The sequence below is a fragment of the Paenibacillus daejeonensis DSM 15491 genome, from assembly GCF_000378385.1.
GTDB lineage: Bacteria > Bacillota > Bacilli > Paenibacillales > Paenibacillaceae > Paenibacillus_D > Paenibacillus_D daejeonensis.
On the sequence record NZ_KB899663.1, the window covers coordinates 22316 to 41291 of the forward strand.

Genomic DNA, 18976 nt, shown 5'->3' on the forward strand with positions numbered 1-18976 from the left:
CGAAATAAGCGCCGTGGTGGCCGTTAAAGGTCGTGCACTCGGCAAGGGGAGTGGAGAAGCAGGCGTTTGCCTGCGGCGAGATGAGCATGTTGTGAGTTTGCGGCTCAAGGCCATGTTGGAGGAGGCGTTGTCGTTACTCATATCCAGTGAAAAACCGACAGGCCTGGAGCACCAGGACGCCTGTCGGTTTTTGCATCTTCATTCGCCTGCGAGCATCGCGGCCGTCTCTTTCATTGTCTCACGAATGGTGACGATATCCGAGCCGTAGTATTTGTCCGTTTCGAGCCGATGCACGTTACCGTTCTTGACAGCGGGGAGGTTCTTCCACAGCTCCAGCTGCTCAATCTCGGCAAAGGCATCCTGGTCGTCGCCCTCGCTGCGCACGATCAGCAGAAGGTGGTCACCGGCATAATCGGGGAGCATCTCCAGCGAGATCTCGACAGCAGATCCGAAGGGATTCTTCTCAATCTCGGCTGCCACGAGCTCAGGCGCCGGAGCCTGGAGTCCGCTGCGCAGCATGTAGCCAGCGAAATTGCGGTTGAGGTAGATTCGCAGCCGGCCTTTTTCGACCCGGAAGATCGAGACGGTTTCATCGCCCAGGGCAGAATGGATTTGTTCCTGTGCTGCAGCGGCTTCCGCTTCATACGCCTCAATCCAGCTCTGGGCCTCGCCTTCCTTGCCGACGACACCGGCCAGCTTGGTGAAGATGCCGTAGATCGGATCCTGATCGAAAGAAAGATAGTAGATGGGCGCGATCTTGTCGACCTGCTCCATCTGTTCGGGATAAATCTCCTGGAACACGGTTGGCGCAATGACCAGATCGGGCTCCAGCTCCAGCAGCACCTCCAGATTCGGCGGGTCTCCGATTGGCGTGACCCCGGCCATTGCATCCTGGGTGTACACAATTTTGAAGCTGTTGTCGCCGGCTCCAACCGGCGTAATGCCCAGCTCCAGCAGCTCACTTGCAAATTCGCCAGCAACGATACGCTCTGGCGCTGTCGGCACTTCAACCTCGCGGCCAAGGTCATCGGTCACAAGCTTCGTAGATGACTGTTCCTCTGTCTGTGTGTCCGGCGTTCCTCCTGAAGTATCGACATTCCTACTGCTGTTGTTATTTTGCTCTGCAGTGCCAGAGGCGCTCTCGTTCCCGCCACCGCAAGCAGATAAGAGTAGAAGAAGTACTGCAACCCCCAACAACATTCCAATCCTGAATCGTCCTTGTTCCATGTGATCCTCCTGCAATCTCTATGATAATGATAATTAATCTCATTACATAGTGTAGACCAGGCTGCCGACAGCTGCCATGGACCGTTATTGCATCCAGGATGGATAATTGTGACGCGTTCGTTCGCCAGTGAGCCATGCCGCCGCCTCCTGCATTTGCCGGACGATGGACAGTGGATCATTGGGCAGCCAGTTATGTACATCGACAGGGTAGACCTTGCCCATTCTCACTGCAGGGAAGCTTTGCCAGCGCTCGCTTTCGATCATCGCTTGCCAACGCGTACGCGCACCGGCATCCGGCTGGATGACCACGAATAGATGCTCCGCTTCATAGAAAGGCAGCTCATCTACCGTAATCACACTGGAATGAAAATGCGTATTGCAGAGGCACTGCATCGCGATCTTATCTGGCGGCGCAAGCTGCAGGGAGTGGTACAAGGGATAACCCATGTTGAGCATGCCGTACATCTGCATCAACTCCTCCCTCACGCGGAGAATGGCAACCCGGCCACCGCCGACAGCACCGAACAGCCGTGTCCGCACGTAAGCGCATTCTGCTTCATACTGAGCCGTCCATGCCTTGGCTTCGACTGAACGGCCTAGCGCTTGGGCTACCATCGGCAGTTGCTCATAAATCGGATCCTGATACACATCTATTCGCACGACCTCACCCTCTAGTTGCTGAGCCAGCTCGCTATTAGCAGTAAGGACAGTAGCAGGCTGCAGAGCTGCCAGCGCTCCCAGGTCTACCCGGGGACGAAGTGAGTTACCGATATCCTGGATGTCTGTTCCGTCCAGATCGACGAAACCTCCGGCATGGGCAATATCCGCAGCGAGTGGCTTCACGCCAAGCGCGAGACAATGGCCCAGTCCGTCCAGCGCGATGACGCGGGGCTGATACTCCTTGGCATACCCTGCGGGCGAGACGCCAATCACTTGTTTGAAGCGGCGGCTGAAGTGGTAGGGATCAGTATAGCCGACCCTTTGACCGATCTCCGTGATGGGAAGGTCGGTTTGCAGCAGCAAGGTTTTGGCTTGGTCCATTCGAAGACGGGCAAGGTAATCCATTGGGCTATTGCCCTTGTATTTGCGGAAGATCCGGGAGTAGTGCGCAGGATTCAATCCGGCCAGCTCGGCCAATTGTTCCCTTGTAATCACACTACGGTATTCCTGTTCCATGTAGGCAATCGTCCGGTCAAGCTTGGCGTAGGCTCCTTGACTCACATGCGCACGGCTGATTGGCGTGTGGGGGTCATGTGAAGGTTTTGGCATCGCTGGTATCCCCGCTTTTACCTGTTTTCTAGAATTATAGCACAGATGACAGACCCCTAGCGGTGCTGGCTTCTATCAGGGTTACAGTGCTTCAACGAGTGGTTCGCTGCCGAAATCGTCGCTGTTCAGCAGGGCTAAGAGCTTCTCGGCCGTGTACGCCGGGGTTTGAAGCTGACCTTGTTCAGCAGCCTGGATGAACAACCCGACATGAGGAAACGTCTCGGCATCCAGCTCCCGGATTTCTGACTGCATCTGCGTATCGATCATGCCGGGGTAGACGGAGGCGATTTTAACCCGATGGGATTTGGTTTGCTGCTCGACATTCACACTTTTGGAGAAGGTGTCCAGACCGGCTTTTGACGTGCTGTAACAGCTCTGGCCGGGTAACAGGAATTTCGCCGAACCGGAGGACACATTGAGGATGCGCTTATCGACTTGCCATGCTTCCATGGCTCGCAGAAACGCGGCGGTCATCGTCATAGGGGCAAGCAAATTAAGCGTCACATTGTCAGCTATGGCCTGGGCATCCAAGCGCTCCGCAGGAGAGACGGGGGAGAGCATGCCTGCATTATTGATCAAGGCAATCGAATTGGGCTGATGGTCTTGTCCGATGATGCGGACGATCTCGTCAAACAATGAGTCGATCTGCTTCAGCTCCAACAGGTCAAAAGCAAGCTGTGTGCACGCACTGTTTCTCTCCGTGGCCAGTTCAGTGAGCCTTGGGTTGAGCGTCCGCGAGATGCAAATGATATGGGAGGAAGGAGCCAGCAGCTGCAGGGCAAGCGCCTCGCCGATCCCTCTTGAGGTTCCTGTAATGATGTAGTAGTTCATAGTAAACACCTCTTCATCTTGTTATTGAATGTGATACGGGGGCTCCAGCACTTGATTAACGGCTTCTCTCCAGATGCCGGGATAATCCATGTCCATTTGCATCAATATATTTCTCGATATATTGTCGATGACCATGGCCAACACATAGGCTTTCAGCTGAGGGTTTGACGCACGCACGACCCCGAGCTCCACCCCGACTTGCAAGAGTTGATGAAAACCAGCGAGAAAGTCCTGCTGCATACCATTGATACGCGTGCGGTAGACGACGTCGCGTTGGGCCAGCATCGTATACTCATGGATCACGCGCAAGATGGCATGCTGACTCTGGTCGGGGGGAGGCATCATGTGCAGTCCGCCTTCATACAGCTTGGTGGCGAAGCTGACCGGGTCCAAGTTATCGGTTGAAAAATAAGCGGCAAAGGTATGATCGCGAAACAAATGCTCAAACACGCCCTGGACCAACGCCTCTTTACTGGAGAAGTGATAATAAATCGAAGGCTTGGTCATTCCCACCTTATCCGCAATCATGCCAAGACTGGTTTTCTCCAGCCCATGCTCCGCGAATAGCTCAAAGGCGGCTTCAACTAGCTGCTGCGCGGTCAGATCTTTTTTCTTCATCCTATAGTTCCTTTCCTATGAGGGTCTGGAGCTATTATAAGCGAGCCGGTATGAATAAATCAATAATTTAACTAACGATAGTTAAAAAATATTGAGGAGACGATGCAACGATGACCACACCTAATATTCTACTGCTTATCTCACATGACACTGGACGTTACCTGGGCTGCTACGGCAAGGAAGTGGCCACGCCCGCCATTGACCGTATCGCTTCCGAGGGCGTGCGGTTCGACAACTATTATTGCCCGGCGCCGCAGTGCAGTCCCAGCCGGGGCAGCATTCTGACGGGTCGTTATCCGCAGCGGCATGGCATGATCGGACTTAGCCACCTGGGCTTCTCCATCCATCCGACTGTGACGACGCTGCCCATGTCACTGGCGGAGGCTGGCTATGAAACGGCGCTCATCGGCTTCAGCCATGAGACCATCGGCGAAGAAGGAGGAGACCGGACAAGCTCAGGCGCTAAGCTCGGCTACGAGACTGTGCTGCCGGTGCCGGGAGATCGGGCGGGCGATGTGGCGGCCAAAACGGTTGGGTTCCTGCAGGATCGAGCCAGTGGCGGAGAAGAGGGAAAACGGCCGTTCTTTGCTTCTGTCGGGTTCTTCGAGACGCACCGGGAATTCGACGAGTATGGTCCACTAGCCGACCCTGCCGACGAAATCGTGCCGCCCCCATATCTACTAGACACGCCTGCGGTGCGGGAGGAGTTGGCGCTGCTGCACGGCTCGGCGAAAGCGCTGGATGCCGGAATAGAGCGGATTATCGGCGAACTGGACCGGCTTGGTCTGAGCGAGGATACACTTGTGATTTACACAACAGACCACGGCATTGCCTTCCCGCGAGCCAAAGGTACGCTGCTGGATGCTGGACTGGAGACCGCACTGCTGATGCGGCAGCCGGGAACGCTTCAGGCGGGCCAAGTGGTAGAGGATCTGTTGTGCAATGTGGATTTGATGCCCACCTTGCTGGAGGCCGCCGGCGCCCAGGGGCCGGAGGAATTGGACGGCGTCAGCTTTTTGCCGCTGCTGAAGGCGCCGCAAGCTGCGCCGCCACGGGATCATTTTTTTGCCGAGCTGTCTTGGCATGACCAATACCACCCGATGCGGGCCATCCGTACAAATGAATTCAAATATATCCGCAACTTCGAGAACGGTCCTGCTGTGTACTTGCCCCTCGATATCCATCGCAGCCCTTCCGGTATTGAGGTGCGAGATCAGTATTACGAGCCGAATGTGCCGGAGGAGCTCTACGATCTGCAGAAGGACCCGCTGGAACAGCATAATCTGGCAGGGAACCCGCAGTACCAGAAAATGCTGGAGACGCTTCGAGAACAGGTAGAGCGTTGGATGGAACGTACGGATGACCGTCTGCTGCAAGGGAAGATTCCAGGCCTCATGGCGCCGGAGTGGCAGGAGCAGATCGATAACGGTTCAGCCTACAGCGCCAGACGCAATCCGTAGCAGGTTTTGCACGAAAGGTGTGTTACAGCGGTGGATGACGGGAAGGCGAACAAATAGAGGAATAAAGGTGTGTTGCAGCGGCCGATCAGCGGTTTGCGGACACATCTTAACTACAGCATATACAATTAAAAAGCCTTCTCTGCCTGACGGTGACAGAGAAGGCTGAATCAGAAGCGTATTAGGAAGCGGTCCAAATAATGGTGTACTCGATCAGCCCGGTCTGGGCATCAATAACGCCGCCTTCAATGACTGCCGATTCCTGGCTCTTGGTCGCGGTAATATCTATCTCGCTAGTAGAAGAAACATCGACGATGTTGCCGTATCCCCGTTGCTGCAAATACGTATTGTACGTTTGGACCAGCTGCGTCAGGCTCTGCTTGGTTTGCAGCTTGAAGTAGACGTTCTTCTTGCTGCCAGAGGCATTCTCGATCAGCTCAATCTTCTTGAAGTCGGTTGGCAGGGGGAAGTCGCTCGGCAGATGCTGCGGACGTTGCGAAGCATTGGCAGGCGATGGCGAGATGGAGCCGCCGTCTGTTCCTCCTTGAGCGCCAATCAGAATCCGGTTGCTGGCTTGATCGAACTGGATTGGAATGTTCAATGCATCCGACACGGCACGTACCGGGAGATACGTCGTGTTGTTATATGTAATCGGGTAGTAACGCTTGCCTTGGTTATCCACGGGCTTGAACTCACTACTGCCTACATAAACGCCTACTTTGTTATTGAGAAATGCCTGAATCTGAGGCAGATTGCTCCCCGCGTAGACACCCGCCGACCCTGTAACAATCATCCCCAGCAGCGATGCGCCAATGAACCATGTTTTCTTTTTCACTCAATACCCCTCCTGGTAATGGTTAGAATTCGCCCAATATTTTCTATAACCCACGCATTCGGATTTTAAAACAGGACGAGTAATCACAAAAAGGAAGAAGGGGGATGTACGTCCGTGTGTCGCATTGCAGGCTGGAGGTGCGGGCACGAAACACTTGCTGTCTCAGGACTCGTCCCGATTACGCTTTCGCACATCTTCGATGGTCATGTGATTCCAGTCCATTGTGGGAATATGGTCACTGCCGAAGCTCTGACGGAGCAGATCCGCTGCGGTCACACCGGCAAAATAATCGATCAGCAGCTGATCTGCCTTGTGGAATACGCCGCGTAAAATCTCGGTCCCCGTCTCCGTATGCTGGCCGCCCTTAAAGGCAAAACGGATGAGCCCGGTATCGGGATAGATCGAAATCGGCCCTTCCATGGCTTCAATTACATCCAATAGATTAATTTCCTCCAGACGCTTGGCGAGGGAGATCCCACCATTCTGGCCGGGGACGGAGGTGATGATCTTTTTGACCACAAGCTTGCGCGTAATCTTCTTCATATAGGACGGCGAGACTTGAAGCTTTTTGCTGATCTCATCGGAGGACAGCGGCTTGTTATACTCCTGCGTGGCCAGGAAAATAATGATACAGATGGCCTGGTCCACAGCCTTGGTTAATTGCATCGTGTTGTTTTCACCTCGATTGATATGGTATAATCGGAGATGTCTTATATCCATTATGGACATTAGACATCCATATTTATAGTATACCCCTATTTTTGATTTAACACTACTCTTTTCTTCAACAAGCACCCCTAGTATCACTGTCCGATTGACGGGGATACTACTACCAATCTATGGAGGTTTTGCACATGACGACAATTCCGCAACCGAAGACGATGGGCCCGCTGGGCAATCTCCCTCTCATGGAAAAGGGAAGCCCCGTTCAATCGTTGATCAAAATAGCTGACGACTACGGACCGATCTTTCGCCTGGAGCTTCCGACGGGAAGCCGTTTGTTTGTGTGGGGCCATGATTTGGTCGCTGATGCGTGCGATGAATCGCGTTTCGACAAGGAAGTATCTGCGGCGCTACGAAAAGTACGACCCTTTGCAGGCGACGGACTATTCACAGCTGAGACCAAGGAGCCTAATTGGCAAAAAGCGCATAACATTCTTCTCCCGAGCTTCAGTCAGAGCGCGATGCGCGGCTATCACAATATGATGGTGGATATCGCGGTTCAACTGGTGCAGAAATGGGAGCGGCTCAATCCGGATGAGAGCGTCGATGTCCCGGAGGATATGACCCGCCTGACACTGGATACGATTGGCTTGTGCGGATTCAACTACCGCTTCAATAGCTTTTACAAGGAAGAACCGCATCCATTCATCGTCAGTATGGTACGTGCGCTCGATGAAGCGATGAACCAGTTGCAGCGGCTGGGCATCCAGGACAAGCTTATGGTCGGCAAAAAGCGCCAGTTCAAACAGGACACGGAAACGATGTTTGAGTTGGTCGATCACGTCATCGCGGAGCGCAGGGCTGGCGGCACTGAGGGGCAGGACGATCTGCTCTCCCTGATGCTGCAGGGCGTTGATCCGGCTACGGGAGAGTCCCTGGATGATGAGAATATCCGCTACCAGATTATCACGTTTCTGATTGCCGGGCACGAAACGACGAGCGGTCTGCTTTCCTTTGCTGTCTATTACCTACTGAAGCATCCCGAAGTGCTCAAGAAGGCACAAGAAGAAGTTGACCGTGTCCTGAAGGATCCGGTGCCTAGCTATAGCCAGGTGCGTGAGCTGAAATATGTGCGGATGATTCTGAACGAAGCACTCCGGTTGTGGCCAACGGCGCCGGCATTTGCCTTGATGGCGGAAGAGGATACCATGCTGGCTGGCCAATATCCGCTTAAGAAGGGCGATACCATGTCAGTGCTCATCCCCAAGCTGCATCGTGACCCGGGAGCCTGGGGCGAGGATGCGGAAGATTTCCGGCCGGAGCGGTTTGAGCGACCGGAGAAGGTGCCGCATCATGCATACAAGCCTTTTGGCAACGGTCAACGCGCCTGCATCGGCCAGCAATTCGCGCTGCATGAGGCTACTCTGGTGCTGGGGATGATCCTAAAACGGTTTGAGTTCATCGATCATTCGGATTATGAGCTCAAGGTGAAAGAAACACTGACGCTGAAGCCGGACGGCTTCACCCTGAAGGTGCGTTCCCGCGGAGCTGCAGCAGATCTGGTCTACGTCCCAGCCGGTGCTGGTGAATCTGTCTCGTCCACCAAATCGTCGGACAAGCCTGCTGTCGCAGCGCACGGGACGCCGCTTCTTGTACTATACGGCTCCAATATGGGCACGGCTGAAGGCATTGCCCGGGATCTGGCCGAGACTGGCCGCCTGCAAGGCTTCGCCAGCGAGGTCAAGCCGCTGGACGAGGCTGCCGGCAATATGCCTGAAGAGGGCATGGTCCTCATCGTCTCGGCATCCTACAATGGCAAGCCGCCAAGCAATGCCCGCAAGTTCGTGCAGTGGCTGGAGCAGGAGCCGGACGCTGATCTGAGCAAGGTCCGCTATGCGGTGTTTGGCTGCGGTGACCGCAACTGGGCGGGCACGTATCAGGACGTGCCGCGTTGGATCGATGAGCAGCTGGCAGCGAGGGGCGCCCAGCGCATTGTGGAGCGGGGCGAAGCCGATGCCAGCGGTGACTTCGAGCAGCAGATCGATAGCTGGGACGAGCTGGCCTGGCCGGAGCTGCTGGATGCGGCAGGCATAGAGCGGGATATAGCGATCCAGCAGGAGAAGCCCAAGCTGAGTCTGCAATTCGTGAGTGGCTCGGTTGGTACGCCGATCGCCGACAGCTATGGCGCCGTGATGGCCACGGTTCAGGAGAACCGGGAGCTACAGACAGAGGACAGCGAACGGAGCACGCGGCATCTGGAGATTGCGCTGCCTGAGGGTGTCACTTACCGGGAAGGCGATCATCTGGGGGTGCTGCCCGAGAACTCGCCTGTTGTCGTGGAGCGTGTTCTTCGTCGATTCGGACTCAGTGGGGGCGAGCATGTAGTCATTCAGGCAAGCGGCCGCAGCGCTGCGCACCTGCCGATGGAGACGCCTGTCAGTGTGCGCGATTTGCTTACGCATACGGTGGAACTTCAGGAGGCGGCAACGCGGGCACAGCTCCGCGAGCTTGCGTCGGCGACGGTATGCCCGCCGCACAAGGTGGAGCTGGAGCGGCTGTTGGAGGAGGAAGTCTATCCGACAGAGATCCTGCAGAAGCGGGTAACCATGCTCGATCTGTTGGAGCAGTATGCAGCCTGCGAGCTGCCGTTCGACCGGTTCGTGGAACTGTTGCCGCCGCTTAAGCCGCGCTATTACTCGATCTCCAGCTCGCCTAGCGTGCAGCAGGATCAGGCCAGCATCACAGTCGCGGTGGTTCGGGGACCGGCCAGAAGCGGCAAGGGCGAATACCGCGGCGTGGCGACGGGGTATCTGACTGAGCGGGAGCCTGGCGATTCGGTCATGGTGTTCGTGAGCACGCCGGATTCTGGCTTCCAGCTGCCGGATGACCCGCAGACGCCGCTCGTTATGGTCGGACCGGGCACGGGCTTGGCACCGTTCCGCGGATTCCTGCAGGCGCGGCGTCAGCTACAGGCAGAGGGCGTGGCACTTGGTGAGGCACATCTGTATTTTGGCTGCCGCAACGCTTGCGACCATATCTACCGGGAAGAGATGGCCAGCTACGAGGAGGATGGCCTCGTCACCCTTCATACCGCCTATTCCCGCATAGAAGGCCGCGCCAAGACGTATGTGCAGCATCTGATGGCGGACAACGCGGAGACGATCATCCGTCTGCTGGATGCGGGCGGCAAGCTGTATATCTGTGGCGACGGCAGCCGGATGGCACCGGATGTCGAAGCGGGTCTGCTGGCCGCCTACCGTGAGATTCACGGAGTCAGCGAGGCAGACGCCGCCAACTGGCTAGCGCGCCTGGACCAGGACCAGCGCTACGCCAAGGACGTCTGGGCGGGCAACTAGGAGGCTGTCGAGTGTCGAATGAAGCTTTGCGCGGCCGATGTGACCGCTAAGCTCACGACCTGTGGGGACATCGTTCCGAGTAAGTGCTTAGCGAGGATCGTTACCCGCTAAGCACTCGGACTGCGGAGCCAGTCTCTTTCGCCGGGTAAGCATGCGGCTTTGCGGGGGTAGTCCCCTGGTGCCGGGTAAGCATGCAGCTTAGGAGGTCTGTTCTGGTGCAGGTTATGCACGCAGTTTGCAGGCCCCTTCTGGTGCGGCTACACTCGAGGCCTGCGAAGCACGTGCCGGTGCGTGCTAAGTATATGGTCTGTGGGGTTCTGCCGCGCATGAGCATCGTGCGCTCCGTTTCGGCTCAGCGCTTGCCTAGCTGTGGCCCTCCAGTGTAATGTGTCCTCCCGTCTAATCCCGCGTGGGAGCTGTAACGAAAGAAACTTTCGTTGGAGGAGCCAGTCGAGTGCGTGCGGGAGCTGCAACGAAAGAAACTTTCGTTGGAGGCGGCGGGCGAGTGCGTGCGGTAGCTCCAACGAAAGAAACTTTCGCTGGAGGCGTCAGTCGAGCGTGTGCGGGAGCTGCAACGAAAGAAACTTTCGTTGGAGGAGCCAATCGAGCGCGTCCGGGAGCTGCAACGAAAGAAACTTTCGTTGGAGGAGCCAATCGAGCGCGTCCGGGAGCTGTAACGAAAGAAACTTTCGCTGGAGGAGCCAGTCGAGTGCGTGCGGTAGCTCCAACGAAAGAAACTTTCGTTGGAGGAGCCAGTCGAGTGTGTGCGGGAGCTGTAACGAAAGAAAGTTTCGTTGGAGGCGGCGGGCGAGTGCGTGCGGTAGCTCCAACGAAAGAAACTTTCGTTGGAGGAGCCAATCGAGCGCGTCCGGGAGCTGTAACGAAAGAAAGTTTCGTTGGAGGAGCCAGTCGAGTGCGTGCGGGAGCTGCAGCGAAAGAAACTTTCGTTGGAGGAGCCAGTCGAGTGTGTGCGGGAGCTGCAGCGAAAGAAACTTTCGCTGGAGGCCCCCGCCTAAACGAGTCTATTTTAGTTGAAAGCACCTTCGGCGGGAGCGGAGCAGCATTCCAGCATCGCCCCACCACTCCTCCCACCCCCGAACGGGGCTGTTCAGAAGTCAGTATCACACTGACTTGTCTAGACAGCCCCGTTTTTGTCATGCGTCAAGCGGAAAAAAGAGGGTTTGTAATACTTTCGCCATGTACGAGGGGTGCGAGGTGAGGGATAATGAGACCTAACGAAGGGCGAACGGGTCCGTGAAATGAGGTGGCATCATGAATAACACTATCCAGCAACAAATTCGGAAGACGCTGTCGAGCATTGAGCGGGAGGAAGCGGTACGCATCCTGTACGCCTGTGAATCCGGCAGCCGCGCCTGGGGCTTCCCGTCCCAGGACAGCGACTACGATGTGCGGTTTCTCTATATCCGGCAGGAGGACTGGTACCTGTCGATCTTTGATAAACATGATGTGATCGAGCGGCCGATCAATGATCAGCTCGACGTGAGCGGCTGGGATCTGCGCAAAGCGCTCCTACTGCTCCGCAAGTCCAACCCGCCGCTCCTGGAGTGGCTGCAATCACCGATTGTCTATGCCGAGAATGCAATTGTAACGGATCGCATCCGCCAGCTCTCGCCGGCTGCTTTTTCGCCAAAATCCTGTATGTACCACTACCTGCATATGGCGCGGGGCAACTACCGGGATTACCTGCAAGGGGACCGGGTAAAGATCAAGAAGTACTTCTACGTGCTGCGGCCGCTGCTGGCCTGCGGCTGGATCGAGCGACATGGCACGCTGCCGCCGCTGCGCTTCCAGGACTTGGTGCAGGCGATGGTGCCAGCGGACAGCGAGCTACATGCTGCCATTCAGGATCTGCTTGACCGCAAGATGGCAGGCGATGAGCTGGACAAGGAGTCGCGGATCGAGGCCATCAGCACCTATCTGGATGAGCGGATCACCTATTTTGAAGAGGTCGCACTCGGTATGACCGGCCAGCCGGTAGTAGAGGACAGCGAGCTAGATCAACTTTTTCGCAGCGTACTCAAGACAGCCTGGAATTAAACCTAAAGAATCAGGCTGTTGAAGAAAGGCCGAAGAGGCACGGAATCGAATCTGATCCCAATGAAGGAGTGACATAAATGAGCTACCAAACCATAGATGGCGTACGTGTCTGGGGACAACCCGACGAAGGCGCCCTTTCCCAAGCCAAGACCTGCGCGATTACTGGCAACGTCGTGCAGACGCTGATGATGGCCGATCACCATAAAGGCTACTGTCAGCCTATCGGGGGTGTAGTCGTCTACGACGGCCAAATCTCACCCGCTGGCGTAGGCTACGACATTGCCTGTGGCAACAAAGCCGTCCGTACCTCGCTGATGGCGGCGGATATCAAGCCCCGGCTGCCCCAACTCATGGACACGATTGCACGACGGATTTCTTTTGGCGTTGGTCGGGTGAATCAGGAGAAGGTCGATCACGAGCTCTTCGACGATCCCGACTGGGACGTCTACAAGACGATCGGCAAGCAGGAGCATGACAAACTGAAGACGCTGGCGCACAATCAACTGGGCACAGTCGGCAGTGGCAACCACTTCGTCGATCTGTTCGAGGAGGAGAAGACCGGCCGACTGTGGGTAGCCAATCACTTCGGCAGCCGCGGCTTTGGGCACCGGACAGCCAGCGGCTTCATCAATCTGGCGTCGGGGCGGGAATTTTCCGGCAAAGCTCCGGGCGAGAAGATGGATCAGGCGCCTGTTTTGCTGGATCTGAACACCGAGGTGGGCGACATGTACTACCGGGCCATGCGGCTGGCTGGCCGTTACGCTTATGCGGGCCGGGACTATGTTATTGAACAAGTGCTCGCGATTCTTGGAGCGGAGGCGGATATGGAGGTCCATAACCATCATAACTATGCATGGAAGGAAACCCATGACGGCAAGGAGGTCGTTGTCGTCCGCAAAGGCGCCACGCCTTCGGCTCCTGATCAGGTCGGCTTTATCGGCGGCAGCATGGGGGATATCTCCGTCATTGTGCGGGGCAAGGACACCGCAGAGAACCGTGACTCCTACTATAGCACTGTTCACGGCGCGGGCAGGGTTATGAGCCGGACGCGGGCAGCGGGCAAGATGAACTGGAAAACCCGGACTCGCAGCGGCGGCGAGATCTCCACGGAGCGCATGATGGCGGCGGTACGAGACTACGGCGTAGAGCTGCGCGGTGCCGGGACGGACGAGAGTCCATTTGTCTATCGTCGGCTTCAGGAAGTGCTGGATGCGCACGCAGAGACCGTTGAGGTCATGCATGTGCTGCGACCGATCGGCGTTTGCATGGCAGGAGCAGACGAGTTTGACCCGTATAAGGACTAAAACGATAGGTTCCAAAAGTTCGGTGTTCCGCACCGGACTTTTTTGAATGAGCAGGGACCTTCGACCCTTCAGGAATTGGATCTAGTTGACGATATAGGTGTCAGGTGTTTTTCTTATTAGTGAAAGCCATAACCTAAATCAGGGAGTAGATACCCATGCATTATAGTAGAAGAGAAGAGCCATTTCGATATACGTTTCCTGAGCCTCTTGAATGCAAGTTTCAGATTACCCGAATCAATGGAAAAACCGCAGGGAGCAGCTTCGGTAGTTTACGAATTATCGACCTCAGCTGGAATGGTGCCAAAATTGCCACCGCGTTCGATTTTCAGCATCCGGCGCATCAGGTAGAATTATCGTTGTTCGTGCAGATTATGTCCGAAGAACGCGAGCTGTCCGGCGTCGTGGTCCACCAGGAGGAGGCAGAATCAGGCTACCTGTGCGGGATCCATCTCGACAGCGACAATGAGATTCGCGAGTGGGTGACGAGTGAGCTAAAGGCGTATGCCTGGCAAGCGGTGAAGAACAAGAAAAAGAAATAAGCGGGCCCGCCCCGTCATCAAGAAAGCAGAGGCTGCCCCGTGGCTAAACATCGTTACCTGAGCATGATGTTGCTTGGGATCGGCATAATCGGATGTCTTTCCCTTTATTATATCATTCAGGCCTATTTACCCCGAGATTCCAATCTTCCCCAGGCGCAGAACGGCGTCATCGACTTGACGGCATGGGACTTCCTAGACCAAGAAACCGTCAAGCTCGATGGCGAGTGGGAATTTTACTGGCAGCAGCTGCTGGCACCGGGTGAACATGGCTCGAACCCGATACGGATGCAGGTACCTGGGCAGTGGAACAAGGAAGGGTATCCAGCCAAAGGTGCAGGGACGTTCCGGCTGATTGTCCAGGTGGAGCCTTCGCAGATGCATTATGGATTGCGCATATCTAATGCTCAGATGGCCAGTGCCCTCTATATCAACGGTCTCCAGCTCGGGAGCAGCGGGGTTCCCGCATTGACGAAGGAGACGTACACGCCTGAGAATATTCCGTATACCGTTTATTTTCCCGTGGAGGGGGAGCAGGTTGAGATCCTGCTGCATGTGGCCAACCACGATTTCCTGAATGGCGGCATCACCTATAGCTTACACTTCGGGACCATGAGCGGGATCCAGCAGCTGGATAAGCGGATCACCGGGGTGGATGTGGTGGTGCTTGTCGCGTTATTCATGATCGGCATCTATCATCTGGGTGTCTATCTCAAGCGTCGTCAGGAGACAAGCTTGCTGCTCTTCGGCCTCTATTGTCTGGCTACCGCAGTGGCGTTCGGCGGTCTGAGCGACAAAGTATTCATGCAGGTCTTTCAGTGGATACCGTTTGAGTGGACGTACAGGCTGCAAGTCGTGGCCATCTACGGTTCACAGATTTTGCTGGCTCAATTTATCCGTTCCATCTATTCGCATCTGGTACCTGCGTGGTTTATCCGGGCGGTCGTTGTGGCGTTTGGGGCATTTATGCTGTTTGTCTTCTTGACGCCTTATCATGTGTATACGCACGCGACATTCTTTTTCACGGGGCTGCAGGTCATCGTCTATATCTCAATCATTACCATGCTGGCTGCATCTGAGGTTCGTCCGTATCGAAAAGGCAACCATGACCGCCGCAGCATCCGGATATTGATTATCGCGATTCATGGCCCGTTGATTTGCATGATCGACAATAGCCTCTATATTCTGGGGTGGTTGCCTACCAATGTGCTGGGCAGTGTCAGTATGCTGGTGTTCACCATCCTGATCTCGCTGATGCTGGCCTTCAACCACTCGGACGCTTACAAAACCATCGAAGCCATGTCCGACAGCCTGTTGGAGGCGGACCGCTTGAAGGATGAATTCCTAATCAATACCTCGCATGAGCTGCAGACGCCGCTGAATGGTATTCTCAATATCTCGCAGCTGATGCTCAAGGGGGAGGATGGCCAGATGACCCACAAGCAGGGGCAGAATCTGGCGCTCATTCAAGAAGCCGCTCGCCGTTTATCCACCCTGGTGGGCGATATCCTCGATCTGGAGCGGATCAAACGCAACGATCTTCGCTTGCAGCTGACAGCGGTAGACGCTAGAAGCACAGCTGCGCTTGTGTTGGAGCTTCTGGAATATCTAATTACAGACAAGGAGATTCAGTTGAAAAACCGGATTCCTGCGGACCTGCCAGCCATTCATGCCGACGAATCCCGTTTCCGGCAAGTGCTCTATAATCTCGTTGGGAATGCCATCAAGTTTACCGAGCGGGGCTCGGTCGAGATTGCGGCCGAACAGGTGGGGCAGCACGTGAAGCTGACGGTGCAGGATACGGGAATCGGCATCCGGCGCGAGGAGTGGCAGCGGATGTTCCAATCGTTCACCCAGTCGGATGCAGGGCGTGTACAGGGGCCCGGCGGTCTTGGATTGGGACTCTCCATCTCAAGGCAGTTGATTGAACTGATGCAGGGTCAAATCTTCATTGAAGCCTCCGCGCCGGAGCAGGGGACGCGCATCGTCATTCTGCTGCCGGTCTCCGCAGACCTACCGGAATCCCAATCGGGAGGGCTGGACGAGCCTCTTGCTTGGCGACAGGGTGAGCCTGGCCGTGACCGCAAACCTGTGACAGGAGCCTCGCGTACGACCATTTTGGCGGTGGACGATGAGCCTTCCAATCTGCAGATTCTGCGGGGCTTGTTTGGCGGAGAAGGCTACGAGCTGCTGACCGCGCCGAGCGGGCGAGCTGCACTGCGTGTTCTGGAAGAGCGGGCGGACATCGACTTGGTGCTGCTCGATGTGATGATGCCCGGACTGTCCGGGTATGAAGTGTGCCGCAATATTCGCAGCCGTTTCACCTTGTTCGACTTGCCCGTCGTGCTGATGACGGCACGCAATACGCCGCATGATATCGCGCAAGGGTTCGCCTCGGGCGCCAATGATTTCATCGCCAAGCCGTATAACGCCTGGGAAGTGCAGGCCCGGGTCACGACATTGGTGGAACTCAAGCGCTCGGTCCGCCAGGCCCTGTCTGCGGAGATGGCCTTCCTGCAGTCGCAGATCAAGCCGCATTTCTTGTACAATGCGATGAATGCGATCGCCGCGGTCTGTTACACAGACAGCGAACAAGCCGCGCAATTGATTCAGCATCTGGGCTACTACCTGCGGCGCAGCTTTGATCTGCCGGGTATGGATAGCCATGTGCGTCTGCGGGAGGAGATCAAGCTGGTGCAGTCCTATGTGGCGATCGAGAAAGCCCGGTTCGGCGAACGGTTGTCGATCACCTATGACGTCGATGAAGCGCTGCTGGATTGCCGGGTACTGCCGCTCACGATTCAGCCGCTGGTTGAGAATGCGATTCGCCACGGCATCATGAAGCGCAAGCAAGGTGGCCTTGTCACCTTGTCGATACGCCGTCCGTCTGACGATTCGAATCCGAGCGACCGCAGGGTGCTGGTAGAGGTAGCCGATGATGGGGTCGGCATGGCGCAGGAGACAGCGCTGAGGATGCTGGATCATACCCGGGAGCGCGAAATGGGCGGTGGCGTCGGTCTGGTCAATATTCATCGCAGATTGCTGAACCTATCCGGCAAGGGATTGCGAATCGATAGTGTAAAGGGGGAAGGGACGCGTGTCCAATTTGAGATTCAATCGCCCGAACGGAACAGCTAAGCCTCGGGCCCAGATACCGGCCGGTCTATGATGAGAGCGGTGCTGGTTGACGATGAAGCGCCGGCCTTGGTCATCCTGGAAAAAATGATCGCCGCTCACAGCGGCATCCAGGTCGTCGGAGCCTACACGGACGGGCAGGAGCTGCTGGAGCATATGGATGAACTGCAGCCGGACGTCATCTTCCTGGATATCGAGATGCCAGAGGTCGATGGTCTGGAGTTGGCCGAATTGTTACAAGAGAAGGGCAAGGATACGGAAATTGTTTTTGTAACGGCTTATCGGGAATATGCGCTTGATGCATTTCGGGTGGAAGCACTCGACTATCTGCTCAAGCCTGTAGAGCCGGATCTGCTGGAATCAGCAATTCAGCGGGTTGCCAAGCGAAGACACAAGCAGGAGAGTGCCCCGGAAGAGCCTATCGCATCCCACGTCCAATGCTTCGGCGGTCTGGAGATTTATCTCCAGGGCCGCGCGGAGCCGCTGCGTTTCCCCACGGCAAAGACGGAAGAGCTGTTCGCGTACCTGCTGATGCATCACAAACGCAAAATCTCCATCTGGACGCTATGCGAGCACCTGTGGCCCGAGGCTGAGCCGGAGAAGAGCAAGGTCAATCTCCATACGACCATCTACCGGCTCAAAAAGACGATGCGGGACCAAGGATTGCGGGTGCAGATCTCCTCTAGCAGAGGCTACTACTTGATGGAGTGCGAGGAGCCTTGCGACTACCTCTTGTTTGATCAGGAGGCTGCGAGTCTGAGCGGCGTGTCGGGTGAGAGCTCCGGAGATGCCGAGGCGTTGACACGAACGATCCAACGTTATAACGGGCCACTATTCGCGCATCGGGATTACCCCTGGTGCGAAGCGGAGCGCGAACGCCAGGCGAGGCAGTACAGTGGGATGGCAAGAGTACTCTCCCGTCTGCAGCTCGCAGAGGGGCGCGCGGGACAAGCGATTCAAGTGCTGCTGATCCTGCTCACGCATGCGCCATACGATGGAGAGGCACATGAGCTCTTGTTGCAAGCTTACTTGCAACAGCAGGATCATGCAGCCCTGCATGCGCATTACGCGCTCGTGCAACGGCAGTACCGGGACGAGCTGGGCACCGAGCCCCCGGAGGCCGTGCAGCAGCTCATCGCGCAAATCCAGAAATGAATGTCGAACCGACTGTCGGTTCGGCATTTTTTTTGCGTTTAAGCCGGGGGTGGGAGCGGCGTTGTGCCTTGAGCCCATTGAGTCTGCGGCAGGCCTCGTGCTAACCAATTTCCATCCCCGCATCAACCTCTGTACCAATTCCCACCAACCCCACTAACCCCACCAGCCCCACCAGCCCCACTAACCCCACTAACCCCACCATCAAACTATTGCCTCCACCTAGTCCAGGTCGCTAAAGAAACGTGAGAACGTTATTTGCCCAAAACCGAACCTTTTTTTTATCTAACAAAACTGAGGCACCTTATTTGGTGGTATCTGGGCTTTAAAACCATAGTTTTTGTAAAATAAGCAACTGTAGTTTCGTTAGAAATGGGAATGGGAGTTTTATAGCGTAATAGCATTATGAGGTTTCGTTAGAGCGTCACTCAGGCCCGGTGAGGATGGCGACAGTTGGATAATTTGGAGCCCCTTTTCATTACAGCTCCCGCACACGCTCGACTAGCGCCTCCAACGAAAGTTTCTTTCGTTACAG

General features: G+C 55.9%; 13 protein-coding genes. 7 read left to right on the forward strand and 6 right to left on the reverse strand.

The window, feature by feature from the left end:
- Nucleotides 1–198 precede the first annotated feature (198 nt).
- The 4 genes from F556_RS0115390 to F556_RS0115405 all read right to left on the reverse strand — a co-directional run bounded on the left by F556_RS0115390 (nucleotide 199) and on the right by F556_RS0115405 (nucleotide 3945).
- Nucleotides 199–1227, reverse strand: coding sequence for an ABC transporter substrate-binding protein (locus F556_RS0115390; RefSeq protein WP_020617871.1), 1029 nt, complete (start codon nucleotides 1225–1227; stop codon nucleotides 199–201).
- Between the two features lie 84 nt (nucleotides 1228–1311).
- Entirely contained in the window at nucleotides 1312–2496 is a 1185-nt protein-coding gene (locus F556_RS0115395; protein WP_020617872.1) for a helix-turn-helix domain-containing protein, read from the reverse strand.
- Nucleotides 2497–2577: 81 nt separating this feature from the next.
- Nucleotides 2578–3327, reverse strand: a complete 750-nt coding sequence (locus F556_RS0115400) for a (S)-benzoin forming benzil reductase (RefSeq protein WP_020617873.1) — start codon at nucleotides 3325–3327, stop codon at nucleotides 2578–2580.
- A gap of 21 nt (nucleotides 3328–3348) precedes the next feature.
- The gene (locus tag F556_RS0115405) at nucleotides 3349–3945 is read right to left on the reverse strand and encodes a TetR/AcrR family transcriptional regulator (RefSeq protein ID WP_020617874.1); all 597 of its coding nucleotides are present in this window, start codon (nucleotides 3943–3945) and stop codon (nucleotides 3349–3351) included.
- A 110-nt stretch (nucleotides 3946–4055) separates the two neighbouring features.
- On the opposite strand from F556_RS0115405, the gene F556_RS0115410 reads away from it, so the two are divergent.
- A complete protein-coding gene (locus tag F556_RS0115410; protein ID WP_020617875.1) occupies nucleotides 4056–5405 on the forward strand; it encodes a sulfatase family protein in 1350 nt (449 codons plus the stop codon).
- Between the two features lie 178 nt (nucleotides 5406–5583).
- Here F556_RS0115410 and F556_RS36320 read toward each other — a convergent pair whose 3' ends face one another.
- Entirely contained in the window at nucleotides 5584–6237 is a 654-nt protein-coding gene (locus tag F556_RS36320) for a stalk domain-containing protein (RefSeq protein WP_020617876.1), read from the reverse strand.
- 162 nt (nucleotides 6238–6399) lie between these two features.
- Nucleotides 6400–6903: an RrF2 family transcriptional regulator gene (locus F556_RS0115420; protein WP_020617877.1), complete on the reverse strand. Its 504-nt coding sequence runs from the start codon at nucleotides 6901–6903 to the stop codon at nucleotides 6400–6402.
- 188 nt (nucleotides 6904–7091) lie between these two features.
- Between F556_RS0115420 and F556_RS0115425 the strand changes: the two genes are divergently transcribed.
- From F556_RS0115425 to F556_RS34150, 6 genes are all read left to right on the forward strand, one after another.
- Nucleotides 7092–10256, forward strand: a complete 3165-nt coding sequence (locus F556_RS0115425) for a bifunctional cytochrome P450/NADPH--P450 reductase (RefSeq protein WP_020617878.1) — start codon at nucleotides 7092–7094, stop codon at nucleotides 10254–10256.
- 1272 nt (nucleotides 10257–11528) lie between these two features.
- A complete protein-coding gene (locus F556_RS0115435) occupies nucleotides 11529–12314 on the forward strand; it encodes a nucleotidyltransferase domain-containing protein (RefSeq protein WP_020617880.1) in 786 nt (261 codons plus the stop codon).
- 77 nt (nucleotides 12315–12391) lie between these two features.
- Nucleotides 12392–13618, forward strand: a complete 1227-nt coding sequence (locus F556_RS0115440) for an RtcB family protein (RefSeq protein ID WP_020617881.1) — start codon at nucleotides 12392–12394, stop codon at nucleotides 13616–13618.
- Between the two features lie 155 nt (nucleotides 13619–13773).
- Nucleotides 13774–14157: a PilZ domain-containing protein gene (locus F556_RS0115445; protein ID WP_020617882.1), complete on the forward strand. Its 384-nt coding sequence runs from the start codon at nucleotides 13774–13776 to the stop codon at nucleotides 14155–14157.
- Nucleotides 14158–14196: 39 nt separating this feature from the next.
- Nucleotides 14197–17292 carry an ATP-binding protein gene (locus F556_RS0115450; protein WP_020617883.1) on the forward strand — a complete coding sequence of 1032 codons (3096 nt, stop codon included), beginning with the start codon at nucleotides 14197–14199 and terminating at the stop codon, nucleotides 17290–17292.
- A 27-nt stretch (nucleotides 17293–17319) separates the two neighbouring features.
- Nucleotides 17320–18444, forward strand: coding sequence for a response regulator (locus tag F556_RS34150; RefSeq protein ID WP_083938007.1), 1125 nt, complete (start codon nucleotides 17320–17322; stop codon nucleotides 18442–18444).
- Nucleotides 18445–18976 lie beyond the last annotated feature (532 nt).